At 44.4% G+C, this 13,021-nt stretch carries 9 protein-coding genes and 5 tRNA genes; 2 read left to right on the top strand and 12 right to left on the bottom strand.

All coding sequences use genetic code 11. The features are described from left to right. Positions 1 to 81: 81 nt before the first annotated feature. Positions 82 to 333 (top strand): DUF6482 family protein, encoded by a 252-nt coding sequence (locus tag OCV44_RS14005; RefSeq protein WP_017103429.1) that lies wholly within the window; start codon positions 82 to 84, stop codon positions 331 to 333. 92 nt (positions 334 to 425) lie between these two features. Here the strand turns inward: OCV44_RS14005 and OCV44_RS14010 are convergent, their stop codons facing one another. The 11 genes from OCV44_RS14010 to OCV44_RS14060 all read right to left on the bottom strand — a co-directional run bounded on the left by OCV44_RS14010 (position 426) and on the right by OCV44_RS14060 (position 10,094). Then, entirely contained in the window at positions 426 to 1,667 is a 1,242-nt protein-coding gene (locus OCV44_RS14010) for an NADH:ubiquinone reductase (Na(+)-transporting) subunit B (protein ID WP_139684814.1), read from the bottom strand. Positions 1,668 to 1,865: 198 nt separating this feature from the next. Beyond that, positions 1,866 to 2,852 carry an SPOR domain-containing protein gene (locus tag OCV44_RS14015; protein ID WP_139684815.1) on the bottom strand — a complete coding sequence of 329 codons (987 nt, stop codon included), beginning with the start codon at positions 2,850 to 2,852 and terminating at the stop codon, positions 1,866 to 1,868. A 188-nt stretch (positions 2,853 to 3,040) separates the two neighbouring features. Continuing rightward, positions 3,041 to 3,979 (bottom strand): ABC transporter permease, encoded by a 939-nt coding sequence (locus OCV44_RS14020; protein WP_004735541.1) that lies wholly within the window; start codon positions 3,977 to 3,979, stop codon positions 3,041 to 3,043. 2 nt (positions 3,980 to 3,981) lie between these two features. After that, entirely contained in the window at positions 3,982 to 4,959 is a 978-nt protein-coding gene (locus OCV44_RS14025) for an ABC transporter permease (protein WP_009848074.1), read from the bottom strand. A 180-nt stretch (positions 4,960 to 5,139) separates the two neighbouring features. After that, on the bottom strand, positions 5,140 to 6,693 hold the full coding sequence (locus OCV44_RS14030; RefSeq protein ID WP_139684816.1) for an ABC transporter substrate-binding protein: 1,554 nt from the start codon (positions 6,691 to 6,693) through the stop codon (positions 5,140 to 5,142). 94 nt (positions 6,694 to 6,787) lie between these two features. After that, positions 6,788 to 8,515: a dipeptide ABC transporter ATP-binding protein gene (locus tag OCV44_RS14035; protein WP_139684817.1), complete on the bottom strand. Its 1,728-nt coding sequence runs from the start codon at positions 8,513 to 8,515 to the stop codon at positions 6,788 to 6,790. Between the two features lie 973 nt (positions 8,516 to 9,488). Beyond that, positions 9,489 to 9,565, bottom strand: a tRNA-Pro gene (locus OCV44_RS14040). Positions 9,566 to 9,620: 55 nt separating this feature from the next. Further along, positions 9,621 to 9,696: transfer RNA gene (locus tag OCV44_RS14045), tRNA-His, on the bottom strand. A 44-nt stretch (positions 9,697 to 9,740) separates the two neighbouring features. Further along, positions 9,741 to 9,817 (bottom strand) — tRNA-Pro (locus tag OCV44_RS14050). Positions 9,818 to 9,894: 77 nt separating this feature from the next. Further along, positions 9,895 to 9,970 (bottom strand) — tRNA-His (locus OCV44_RS14055). 47 nt (positions 9,971 to 10,017) lie between these two features. After that, a tRNA-Arg gene (locus OCV44_RS14060) sits at positions 10,018 to 10,094 on the bottom strand. Between the two features lie 297 nt (positions 10,095 to 10,391). Between OCV44_RS14060 and OCV44_RS14065 the strand changes: the two genes are divergently transcribed. Beyond that, positions 10,392 to 10,805, top strand: coding sequence for a c-type cytochrome (locus OCV44_RS14065; protein ID WP_009848079.1), 414 nt, complete (start codon positions 10,392 to 10,394; stop codon positions 10,803 to 10,805). Between the two features lie 71 nt (positions 10,806 to 10,876). Here the strand turns inward: OCV44_RS14065 and rep are convergent, their stop codons facing one another. After that, positions 10,877 to 12,895 carry a DNA helicase Rep gene (gene rep / locus OCV44_RS14070; protein ID WP_139684818.1) on the bottom strand — a complete coding sequence of 673 codons (2,019 nt, stop codon included), beginning with the start codon at positions 12,893 to 12,895 and terminating at the stop codon, positions 10,877 to 10,879. Between the last annotated feature and the right edge of the window lie 126 nt (positions 12,896 to 13,021).

The raw sequence follows: 13,021 nt of genomic DNA on the forward strand, positions 1-13,021 counted from the left end.
TTTTAACACACATGAACCTTCAAACAACCATCAACGTAGATACAGAAACAAAGAACTATCGAGAACAACATGGAGTTTGTTATGAATCTACTCATCGAATCATTTGAAGGCGGGATCTACCTGGCTTACCAAATCATTGGCGAGCAAAAGCAGTTAATCAAAGACGACCACCAGCACCCAATGAAGTTTTTGAGTGTTAACCAAGCCCGCGATCACTTCAGTGATCAAGGCGTATCGTCAGCAATGCTGATACACAACAGTGCATACGACGAGATGTGCGGTGAGCATTGTGGTAACACCCAACCGTTCGAGATTGATTTGAAGTGGAGTTAAATCAACTTCAAATCAATCGCGATAAAAATTGAAAGGCTTGCAATGATGCAAGCCTTTCTTATGGGAGTAACTTTCCCTGTTCCGCATTGAAATCAGCGTAATGTTCGTTTCTGCCTGCGTTTGATGTTCTGCTCTTTCACTACAAAGTCGAACAGCGGAGCAAACAGGTTAGCAAACAAGATCGCCAACATGATGCCCTCTGGATAAGCAGGGTTGAGCACTCGAATACCGACCGTCATCACACCGATCAGAATCCCGTAAGCCCACTTACTCTGATTAGTAAACGCGGCAGAAACTGGGTCGGTTGCCATAAAGAAAGTGCCAAAGGCAACACCGCCCAATACAAAGTGCCAGTAGAACGGCATCGAGAACATCGAGTTGGTATCAGAGCCAATCCAGTTCATCAAACTCGAAGTCACGACGAGACCGATAATCACACCGGCAACAATGCGCCAAGAGGCGATCTTCATGGCAATCAGAATCAGACCCGTCAACATGATAAGCAATGAAGAAACCTCGCCCATCGAACCCGGAATATTACCGATAAAGGCGTCCATCCAAGTGATCGCCTCGCCAGTCATGTTATTGATGAGTGACGCGCTACCACCTTCATACCATTGGCTTAAAGGTGTTGCACCAGAATAACCATCGGCTGCCACCCATACTAAACCTCCCGACATATTGGCAGGATAGGCAAAATAGAGAAAGGCTCGACCAGCAAGCGCTGGATTAAGGAAATTTCGCCCTGTGCCACCAAACAGCTCTTTCGCGACAACGATACCAAAGGTGATACCTAGCGCTGCTTGCCATAACGGGATAGTCGGTGGAAGAATTAAGGCAAAGAGAACCGAGCTAACAAAAAATCCTTCGTTGACCTCATGCTTACGTACAACGGCAAACAGCACCTCCCAGAAACCACCGACGACGAAAACTGTCGCGTAAACGGGTAAGAAGTAGAGAGCCCCGAGCAGCATCTGACTTCCCCAGCTACTTACTATCAATGACTGCGTATCACCAAATGCCCACGACAAGCGCCAGCTACTCTCGATAACCGAGGTAAGTTCGTTAAGTTGATAAGTGGATGTTAGTGCCGAGACACTTTGGTGCCCGACGTTATACATACCCCAGAACATAGCAGGGAAAGTCGCTAGCCACACCAAAATCATAATTCGCTTGAGATCGATACTATCTCGAACATGGGTCAAGCCTCGGTTTACGTTGCCGGGCGTATAAAAGATGGTGGCAAACGCCTCATAGACAGGGTAAAGCTTTTCGTATTTACCTCCGGCTTCAAAACGCGGGGCTACGTCTTCTAATCGTTTCTTCAAACTCATAATCTCAATCACCTTATTGCTTGAGTTATGGTTTTCTACGCACCAGCTGCTCTATTTGAACAATTTTTAGCTATTTTTAATCAAATTTGTATTGAAAATCCGAGTATCCGGAAATAGACCTGATATTGAAAAGAAAGGCGTATAAACAACAAAGCCCCAGCAATGGCTGAGGCTTATTTGGTATTACGCACGTCTTCGTTATTTCACACACATCACATTAAGTAGTGAGGAGCCTTTAAGCTGGTTTACGTTACCGTTAGTAAACAGGCCTTTTTTATCCGCTCCCCAATAAGGTAGATGCATTGGCCAGTTCTGATTTTCCATGACCTTCGACCCTAAGAGACTTTGCCACTGCTTTTCACTCAACAGCGTCATATTAATCTTATCACATACTAATTCGGCACTGTCGTAATCGAGTCGGCTCCAAGGTTTCCCTTGCTCCATATAAAACTGTTGTTCATCACCTAAAAGATAAGGAATCGCATATTTACTACCCGCAACACTCGCTGTCATGCGTATTTCAATGTTCAGATCATTGTCTGAATTTGCACCATGACTAGGGAAAGCTTGAATGGCAGCAGCACTCGCGACTGCCGCTTTTTGAGCAGCAGCTATCGGCTTCGGCGCTGGTTTCGCTGCTACTTTAGCCTTAACTGGGGCTTGATGCTTAACCGTTTTTGGCTCTGCCGTTTTTGACTTCATTGCTTTGGTCACGACCGGTTGCGAAGAAGAAGTCTTCGATTTATCAACCATACGAATAAATGCTTCGCCATACCCAGAAACCTTACGTACCTGAGCTAAGTCTTTTCTCGCATCAGAAAAAGTAGAATAAGGGCCAATTAGGCAGCGATAGTCTCCACCTTCGGGCTTCATCCATACGTTAGTTGAAATCTTCTCATACAATGGCTTTGCTTTGCTCAGTGACAAAGGCTTATTCAACAAACCACATTGAACCCAAAACAGCTCATTATCTGAATGATGTTTAGGCGCTTTACTGCCCCAAACACCTTTACCAATCGGACATGATTGTTCTAGCTGTGGTAACTGATTGGTGCTTGCCTGAGTCGCATCGCATAGAACCGATTCGGCATTAACTTGGCTTGATACCAACAGGGATGCAGCAATAAGCCCCATACGATAATTTCTAACCACAGCACGACATACAACATTCATTGTCAACTTCATAACCACCACTTAAACCCTCTAGGGGTTAATTATTACCGAACAAATGTCGATAAAACATGAATTCCATTTTAAGTACTATTGACTCTATCAATGGTACTAAGTTCCAAATTCATTAAGCAAAAAAAGAGCCGTAATTGCTTACGACTCTTAGTTTAGTGATTTTTTTTACTAAAAATCAAACTGAACTATCACCCTTTATAGATTTTCGGGTTAAACACGTCACGTAACCAGTCGCCTAGTAGGTTGATAACTAGAACCAATGTCACCAAAAGCACACCTGGGAATGCAGTGATCCACCATGCTCCTGAGAAGATGTAGTTAAAACCAGTACTAATCAGAGCACCCAGTGACGGTTGGTCGACTGGAAGGCCTAAACCTAGGAAAGAAAGTGCCGCTTCTGACATGATGGCATTTGCCACCTGTACTGTAGAGATAACCAAAATCGGTGATAAACAGTTAGGCAGAATATGACGGAACATGATACGAGGAGCTCTAAAACCCATCACACGTGCCGCTTCTACGTACTCTTTCTTCTTCTCTGCTAATACTGATGCACGAATAGTACGCGCATACTGCGGCCATTCTGCGATACCAATGATCACCACCAGCATCACCACAGCGTATTGTGCATAGAAATCACTACCGAAACTTGCCTTAAAGATGGCCGAGACAATGATCGCAACCATCATGGTTGAGAATGAAAGCTGAACATCAGCGAAGCGCATCAAGAAGCTATCAATACGGCCACCGAAGTAACCCGCAGACAAGCCAATGATAATACCAAGCGTCAGTTGTAGACCTACCGCCAAGAAACCAATGGTCAAAGATAAGCGCGAACCGTAAAGCATAGTCGATAAAATATCACGGCCTTGCTCATCCGTTCCGAGCAAGAAACGTTCTTCGCCGTCTTCCATCCATGATGGTGGCAGCTCTGAATCCATGATATCAATCGATGTCACGTCGTACGGGTCTGTTGGCGCTAGAATAGGTGCTGCTAGTGCCATCACTAAGAAGATTGAGAAAATGGCGAAACTCACCATTGCCACTTTGTCGCGTAAGAAGTAATACACAATGTCTGATTGCTTAAAACGTTCCCAGCGAGACGGCACTGTCGATGTCTGTTCCATGATTATGCTCCTTTCCCTGTGATGTTAACGGTTGGGTTGATAACACCGTAAAGCAAATCAACAATCGTGTTAGTCACTACGAAAATAAGACCAACAAAAATAACGTATGCGGTAATCAGTGGAGTATCCACTCGGTTAATCGCTTCCAAAAATAAGAAACCTGTACCTGGCCACTGGAAAACCGTTTCAGTAAGAATGGTGTATGCCACCATAGTACCAATCTGAACACCACCAACAGTAAGAACCGGTAGCATGGTGTTTTTCAATGCGTGTTGGTAATAGATTTTGTTTAGCGCTAGGCCTTTCGCTTTACCGAACTTAATGTATTCAGAACTTAGAACTTCTAGCATTTCAGAACGCACTAGACGAATGAACAGCGGCAGCATGATAGATGCCAGAGCAATACTCGGCAGTACTAAGTGTGCAAGGCCATCTAGCGTTAAGAAGCCTGACTCCCAACCAAACCAGTTGGCCGTATCACCTCGTCCGAATGATGGCAGCCAACCGAGCTCAATAGAGAACACATACATCAGCATGATTGCAGTTAAGAAAACAGGCACCGAGATACCGACACTACTTCCTGCCATAATCAATTTGGTAAAAAAGCTTTTAGGGTGAATCGCAGAGTAAACGCCGAGTGGGATCGACATACAAACAATAATTAAAGAAGCACCAAATACCAGCTCCAGAGTTGCCACTAGTTTATCTAGAATCACATCAACTGCAGGTCGCTTAAAGAAGTATGAAGTACCAAGATCACCCTGTAGAGCTGCGCCTACAAAGCGAGAGTATTTTGTAACGAAGGGATCATTTAAGCCGAGTTCATCGCGTAGCGCTTGACGCTCCGCCTCTGAAACAGATTGACCGACTAACTCACGTAACGGGTCGCCCAGGTTATCCTGAATGGCAAACGCCACCAAACTGATCACAAACATCACTATCAGTGCCTGAAACAGGCGCTTGACCAGAAACGTAACCATTCCTTGCCCCTTATCTATCCATGACTATCTAATCGAAATCCGCGACTAGACAACAAAAAATTCAGTCTTAAAAAAGGTATTTAGCCAGACTGAAGGAAGACCAAATACCGAAACTTAAATCTATATCTTAATAATATTGAGAGCCTGAAAGCTTCAGGCTCTCGATTCTAGCAAGCTAGATTATTTTACAACTAGGTCGCCGAAGTAAGGCATAACCATTGGGTTTACTACGTCTGCTGCACCTACGTTAGATTTCGCGCCCCACGCTTCACTTTGCCAGTGTAGAGGTACGAATACTGCGTCGTTGTAAAGTGTTGCTTCAACGCCTTTCAACATCTTAGAACGCTTAACTGGGTCAGTTTCAGTGTTAGAAGCTTCTACAATCGCATCCATTTCTGGGTTTGAGTAGCCAGAACAGTTGTATTGACCACGGCCAGTCTCTTCGTTACGAGTCATTGTTAGGAACTCGTTGAAGTTAGCTGAATCTTCTGTATCTGAGTGCCAGCCGATCATCATCATGTCTGCTGAACATAGGTCAAATTCAGGCCAGTACTGTGCTTTAGGCATTGTTTTAAGATCAACTTTGATACCAATCTTAGACAGCATTGCCGCAGACGCTTGCGCTACTTTCGCATCGTTCACGTAACGGTTATTAGGCGCTGCCATAGTTAGTGTAAAGCCATCTTCGTAGCCCGCTTCTTTCATCAGCTCTTTCGCTTTTTTCAGATCGTAACGAGGAACTAGATCTTCGTTGTGACCCGCGTAGCCTGTTGGGCTTTGCTGACCAGCAGCTGTCGCGAAACCTTTCATGATTTTCTTAACAATACCTTCATTGTTAATCGCATGAACGATTGCTTGACGAACGCGCACATCTTTCAGTGCTTCGTTGCTGTTTTGATTCATTTGGAACGTAATGATACGAGTACCAGGTAGCGTGACTAGATCGATGTTCTTCGCTTTTTTAACACGCTTGTGATCGTTTGGCGCAACAGGGTGAATCATATCAACGTCGCCAGAAAGAAGTGCTGCTACACGCGTTGCATCTTCTTTGATTGGCACAAGTGTTAGCTTGTCTACGTTGCCTTCAGTTTCTGTGTCCCAGTAATCGTTGAAACGCTCGAACGTTACTTTAACGCCTTGCTCACGCTGCGTTACGATAAATGGACCAGTACCAGAAACGTTAGTCGAAGCAAACGAGTTACCGTGCTTAACTAGCTCAGATTTGTCATTACCTTCCGCTGTTTGACCAGAGTAGAACTTGCTGTCCATTGGGAAGATGTAAGTTGCTGTTTGTAGTACTAGTGGGTAAGCCGCTTTTGATACTAGCTCAACTGTGTAGTCATCCACTTTTACCATTTTTTCGTATGGCGTGAAGATAGACTTAAAGTCTGGAGAAGCTTGTAGACGTTCAAAAGTCCACACAACATCATCAGCAGTCAGTTCGTTACCAGAGTGGAATTTCACACCTTCACGTAGGTTAAAACGGAAAGTCGTATCATCAACACGCTCCCAGCTAGATGCTAGGCGGCCTTCAAAATCCATCTCTTGAGTGAAACGTACTAGAGGGTCAAACACCATGTGAGACATTTGCAGTGTGCCACCAGACAGCTGCTCGTGCGGGTCAAGTGATACCGGGTCAGCTGCGTAGCCAACGGTAATATCTGCTGCTGCTGCACTAAAGCTTAGGCCAGCTGCCATTAAAGCTACTGCTAATTTGCTTTTCATGGTTTTCATTGCATAACTCCTTCATGCGGGAATCCAGATCCCTAGTTGTTGTATTTGCGTCTGTTTATTGTTTTTAGCAAGCCAAACTCCAGCCTGCTGATTTTTATACCGCGGCTTGTGCCACTGCTTTTTCTTCTCTTAAACCTGTAAATTCAGGCATTAAAGAAATTAGATGCTTGCTGTATTCATGCTGAGGCGATTGGAATAGCTGCTCGGTTGGCGCTACTTCCAATAGTTCTCCCATTTGCATCACACCTACACGATCACACATTTGGCGAATAACCGGTAAATCGTGACTGATAAACAGCATGGTTAGGTTGAGCTCGTCTTGTAAGTCTTTTAGTAGGTTAAGGATCTGAGCCTGTACCGACACATCCAGTGCCGAGGTTGGTTCATCACAAATCAAAAGACGGGGACGAGTTGCCAAGGCGCGAGCGATAGAAATACGCTGACGTTGGCCACCTGAGAATTCGTGTGGGTACTTAACCCCTGCCATTACGCCTAAACCAACGTGCTCTAGCAGGTCGTGAACGATCTGACGAGTTTCATTCTCGTTACGCGTAAGTTTATGGAATCGGATCGGCTCAGCAATGATGTCGAATATCTTCATTCGAGGGTTCATTGATGTATAAGGGTTTTGGAAAACCATCTGCATTTGACGACGCATTGGGCGACGTTCTTTTTCAGATTTAAGTCCCGTAAGATCAACGCCTTCAAACGTTACCTTGCCTGAGTTAGGTGCGTACAAACCAGCAATCACACGAGCAATCGTTGATTTACCCGAACCAGATTCACCAACAAGACCAAAAGTTTCACCTTCGTGTACTTCAAAGCTCACGTTGTTTGACGCCTGAACGTACTCACGACGACTCTCAAAGAAAGAATCCTTGGTAGTAAAGCGTAAGTTTACGTTTTCAACATTCAACAGTGGACCAGTGTAATCACGGTGGTCTTGGCTTTGACCTAACCAGTGGTTTTTCACATCAAGTGGTTCCATCTCATGTGCTTCTTCGATATAGCTCACAAGAGGAAAACGATCAAGTTTACGATCTGAACGCGGAACCGCGGAGATAAGGCTATGCGTGTAAGGGTGTTCAGGAGTTCCAAGGACTTTCGCCGTCGGACCAAACTCAACCAAATCACCACGATACATAACGGCTACGCGATCGGTAACATTAGATACCACACCCATATCGTGTGTTACCAGCATACAACCTACATTCTTCTTAATACATAGGTCGCGAATCAAACCCAAGATCTGGTCTTGAATAGAAACATCCAGTGCGGTTGTAGGTTCATCGGCGATGATCAGGTCAGGTTCGCCTGCCAATGCAATCGCGATAACCACACGCTGACGCATACCACCAGAGAATTGGTGCGGATACTGTTTAAGGCGGTTTTCAGGTTGTGGGATACCCACTTGGTTCATTAAGTCTAATGAACGCTGATAAGCTTCTGCATCCGTTACCTTCATATTGGCATGGATGGTTTCTTTTAATTGCTGTTCTACGGTAAATAGAGGATTAAGAGAAGTCATTGGATCTTGAAAGATAAATCCAATCTTAGAGCCGCGAACTTTACGCATCTCTTCCGGAGATAAACCCGATACTTTTTCGCCATCAAGGAACACTTCACCGCTCGCAATACGACCAGGAGGGCTTAGCAAATCGATCACAGCATTACCTACTGTTGATTTACCAGCGCCAGATTCACCAACAACACCGACAATCTCGCCGCGTTCAATGCTAAACGACAGTGATTTTACTGCAGCGTGTACACCATGACGTGATGGGTATTCGATACGAAGATTTTTTACTTCTAAAAGTGACATTACCAGACCTCTACTGCTTTGGCAGCTCTCTGCCCTGTCTGCAAAATTGAATCCATTCTTACCAGAATATTGTTCTGATATTTTATACGGTTGACAATTTGGCAAATAATTCACAGAAAAGCAACAAAAATAGGATAAAAAGTCGACATTAAACGCTTAGCAAGTAAAAATGCCACATAAGTATTCACTCGAAGAGCATATAGTAATGAAAACCAGCATTATATTTCCAATAATAAATACTCACAAACCCCTTACTACTGCGTACTTGTAGAGTTAAACATATCATTCAAAGCACATATCCCCACCAGCCACCAAGATCAAATAATTATTCCAAAAAACAATTAACACTATAGAAACAAACGCTAACTTTACCAATTTAAGCAAACAAAACAACCAGATAAAACCAACCTAACCACACATTCAACCATATGAATTATTTTGATAAATACAAACAAGAAAAACGAAAGACTTAATAAATCAAAGGATTTTTTAAACAACAAGATTCGAAGAAATCTGTCAGATATAGGCCTTAGAGAACATATTTAACGTCAAATTTCACTTTTCATAAAAATCCTTAGACCAAACCTATTAATTTGTCGAATGATTGGTGGTAAATTTTATATAAAATCAGATATCGATCTGCACATTTGATAAAGCAAACTGCTCCGTATAAACACCATAATGGAGATAAAGGGTAAAAGCCTATCTTATTGTATGGAAGGAGGAGATTTACGGAGGTGACATCAGGCAAGATGTCGAAGCGGTTGAGGTCCCAGCATTAAAAATTGAGGATTACTGAAATGAGAGATGTAAAAAAGCCCCGTCATTCCTGACACGGACGGCTAGTTGAGGCTTCTTAAGGTGGCCAGTGAAGAGACATCCTTTGAACATCAGGCGAACCCCATTTGGGTTCCAATCTAGTGATCTACAGATGAAAAAAAAGCTCATCATTTCTGATGAGCTTTCTTAAAGGTGGTCGGTGAAGAGGGATTCGAACCCCCGACCCTCTGGTCCCAAACCAGATGCGCTACCAAGCTGCGCTATTCACCGAGACGTTTCGTTTGATTTCTCAAACTGGGAACTTCAAAGAAGCTACCAAAATTAATGGGGTGGCTAACGAGATTCGAACTCGCGACCACCGGAATCACAATCCAGGGCTCTACCAACTGAGCTATAGCCACCACTAATTTTTTATATAACCGCTTAAAAGCGATTATTGAAATAGTGGTCGGTGAAGAGGGATTCGAACCCCCGACCCTCTGGTCCCAAACCAGATGCGCTACCAAGCTGCGCTATTCACCGACTAGTTTTGTATCGACTCTTGGGAATAATGAATCAACACTGGAAGCCGAAGCTACCGATATTTTGTAAAGAAAGAATGGGGTGGCTAACGAGATTCGAACTCGCGACCACCGGAATCACAATCCAGGGCTCTACCAACTGAGCTATAGCCACCATTATTTCTTTTTGCCAATTCTCACTTACCTAAGTAAGAGACCGGATGGCGCGCCTGAAAGGATTCGAACCTTCGGCCTTTGGCTCCGGAGGCCAACGCTCTATCCAGCTGAGCTACAGGCGCATGCCCTGTCGGCGGAGTGGAATAATACGTATATCACCTTATGCCGTCTAGTACTTTTTTAACTTTTTTTTCTGTTTGGTCTCTTTTTCGACAGTTAATATGTGATAAACCCCTTATTTGAGTACTACAACCCACCGCAGCTTATAAGTTGTTGTTTATTGCAACAACTTATCGGGATATAATCACCCATTATTTACATTGGTTTAACAGTTGCTCTTTGCTGATAAAGCCAAAACACCCTTCCAACACTATAAATTGGTAAGCATGTACTTACCTTGGGAATGTAAAGTGAGTTTAATGGATATGTCTCGTCGAATTTTAAGCGTTGTCATCGCAGTTTTAACCTTTTCAACTGGCGCTATGGCTTCAGGCCTAAGCGAAGCAGAGCAAGATGCTATTGCTGAACGCATCAAACCAGTTGGCCAAGTTTACCTAGTCGGCAGCGAGCCAGTAGCCGCAGAACCAACAGGCCCTCGTGATGGCGCAGCAGTTTACGGTACCTTTTGTATCGCTTGTCACGCTTCTGGCGTAAGTGGTGCACCTAAAACAGGTGATGCTGGTGACTGGGGTCCTCGTATTGCCCAAGGTCGCGACATCCTAGCTGACCACGCAATCAACGGCTTCAATGCTATGCCAGCGAAAGGTTCATGTATGGACTGTTCAGACGATGAAATCAAAGATGCTATCGAGCACATGATTGCCGGTCTGTAATTAAAAATGCCAAATTCAAAAAAGGTGACCTTATGGTCACCTTTTTATTGGTCTCGATTTAGAGCCAAACATCACTTCTTATTGAACATCGCACGAATGTTGGCAATGTGTGCCTGTCCTTTCTCCATTCGTTCTTCTGCGGATTGAGGCTTCTTCACGCTTTCCCACTCCACATCTTCATGCGGCAGTTCATCAAGGAATCGGCTTTGTGTTGGCTTTATCAATTCGCCATACTGACGACGTTCACGACATTTAGTGAAGGTCAGCTCTTTCTGCGCTCGAGTAATCCCTACGTACATAAGACGACGTTCTTCTTCTACGTTACCTTCATCGACACTGGTTTGGTGTGGCAAGATACCCTCTTCAGCCCCCATCAGGAACACATACGGAAACTCTAGACCTTTCGATGCATGCAATGTCATTAATTGAACTTGGTCTGCATCGTCATCATCTTCACCACGCTCCATCATGTCACGTAGCGTTAAACGTTGAACCACTTCTCGTAGGGTCTTCTCTTCTTTGTCGTAGTTGTCACCCTCAAGGTCAGCAACGATCCAACTATAAAGATCAGAAACGTTCTTCATTCTCATCTCTGCAGCTTTCGGGCTTGCCGAGGTTTCGTACAACCAATCTTCATAGTTAATATCACGAACCAAAGAGCGAACAGCCTCAACGGTATTGCCACGTTCAGCATTATCAGAAATACGAACAATCCAATCGCTGAAACGGCGCAGGTTTTCTAAACCACGACCAGTCAAAGTTTGCTCTAAACCCATCTCAAAGCTCGCTTCAAACAAGCTCTTGCCACGCATGTTGGCGTAGCTGCCTAACTTCTCAAGCGTCACCGGGCCAATCTCACGACGTGGTGTGTTTACAATACGTAGAAACGCGTTGTCATCATCAGGGTTCACCAACACGCGGAGGTAAGCCATGATGTCTTTAATCTCAGCTCTAGCGAAGAAAGACGTACCGCCAGAAATTTTGTAAGGCACACGGTTTTGCATCAACGCTTTTTCAATCAAGCGAGATTGGTGGTTACCACGGTACAGCACTGCGTAATCTTTATATTCAGTGCGGTTCAAAAACTTGTGAGCGATGATCTCACCGGTAATACGCTCTGCTTCATGCTCTTCATTCTTAGCATTCAGTACCTTGAGCTTTTCACCGTCCGGGATCTCTGAGAACAGTGACTTTTCATAAACGTGTGGGTTATTAGCGATCAAGATATTCGCTGCACGCAAAATTCGACTCGTTGAGCGGTAGTTCTGCTCTAGTTTGATCAAGCGTAAGTTCGGGTAATCCTCACCTAACAGCACCAAGTTTTGCGGTTTTGCACCACGCCATGAGTAAATAGATTGGTCATCGTCGCCTACGACCGTCAAACGACCACGCTCTCCCACAAGCAGACGCACCAATTCATATTGGCTGGTGTTGGTATCTTGATACTCATCGACAAGTAAATAGCGAATACGAGACTGCCAGCGCTCGCGCACCTCTTGATTGGTTTTCAGAAGTAATACTGGCATCGCAATCAGATCATCAAAATCGAGCGCGTTGTATGCCTTCATCTGTTTCTGGTACATCTCAAAACAGAATGCAAACAACTGCTCTTGTTCGCCTTGAGCGCGTGCTTTGGCCTGATCAGGCGTCAGCATGTCATTCTTCCAATTCGAAATGGTGCTCATTAAAGCGCGCAGCAAATCCTTATCACCATCGATTTGCTTTTCTGTTAGTTCCTTTAATAAAGCTAGCTGGTCTTGGTCATCAAATAGAGAGAAGCCCGCTTTCAGACCCAACGCTTTATATTCACGACGAATGATGGTTAAACCCATGGTATGGAACGTTGAAACGATCAGACCTTTCGATTCACCTTTACCCAGAGTTTGCCCCACACGCTCTTTCATTTCGCGTGCCGCTTTATTGGTAAAGGTTACCGCTGCAATATTACGCGCCTTATAGCCACACTCTTGAACCAAGTAAGCAATCTTATTCGTGATAACACGTGTTTTACCGGATCCAGCGCCCGCTAATACTAAGCAGGGGCCCGAAACATATTTCACGGCTTCATCTTGTCTTGGGTTCAGTTTCATTTGGTTCTCAATTTGGTCTATCGGAGCGAATTCAATTGCGCGCCTATAATAATGCTGCAACACCACGAATGCTACGCTCTCTTATGCAAGAATTTTATATCACATATGAAAAACTATGTTGCACAT

Source organism: Vibrio tasmaniensis, from assembly GCF_024347635.1.
GTDB classification, from domain to species: domain Bacteria; phylum Pseudomonadota; class Gammaproteobacteria; order Enterobacterales; family Vibrionaceae; genus Vibrio; species Vibrio tasmaniensis.

What these genes read in the sequence shown, in the direction of transcription:
- OCV44_RS14005 (WP_017103429.1), top strand. Translation starts at nt 82, where the DNA reads ATGAATCTACTCATCGAATCATTTGAAGGCGGGATCTACCTGGCTTAC.
- OCV44_RS14010 (WP_139684814.1), bottom strand. Translation starts at nt 1,667, where the DNA reads ATGAGTTTGAAGAAACGATTAGAAGACGTAGCCCCGCGTTTTGAAGCC.
- OCV44_RS14015 (WP_139684815.1), bottom strand. Translation starts at nt 2,852, where the DNA reads ATGAAGTTGACAATGAATGTTGTATGTCGTGCTGTGGTTAGAAATTAT.
- OCV44_RS14020 (WP_004735541.1), bottom strand. Translation starts at nt 3,979, where the DNA reads ATGGAACAGACATCGACAGTGCCGTCTCGCTGGGAACGTTTTAAGCAA.
- OCV44_RS14025 (WP_009848074.1), bottom strand. Translation starts at nt 4,959, where the DNA reads ATGGTTACGTTTCTGGTCAAGCGCCTGTTTCAGGCACTGATAGTGATG.
- OCV44_RS14030 (WP_139684816.1), bottom strand. Translation starts at nt 6,693, where the DNA reads ATGAAAACCATGAAAAGCAAATTAGCAGTAGCTTTAATGGCAGCTGGC.
- OCV44_RS14035 (WP_139684817.1), bottom strand. Translation starts at nt 8,515, where the DNA reads ATGTCACTTTTAGAAGTAAAAAATCTTCGTATCGAATACCCATCACGT.
- OCV44_RS14065 (WP_009848079.1), top strand. Translation starts at nt 10,392, where the DNA reads ATGGATATGTCTCGTCGAATTTTAAGCGTTGTCATCGCAGTTTTAACC.
- rep (WP_139684818.1), bottom strand. Translation starts at nt 12,895, where the DNA reads ATGAAACTGAACCCAAGACAAGATGAAGCCGTGAAATATGTTTCGGGC.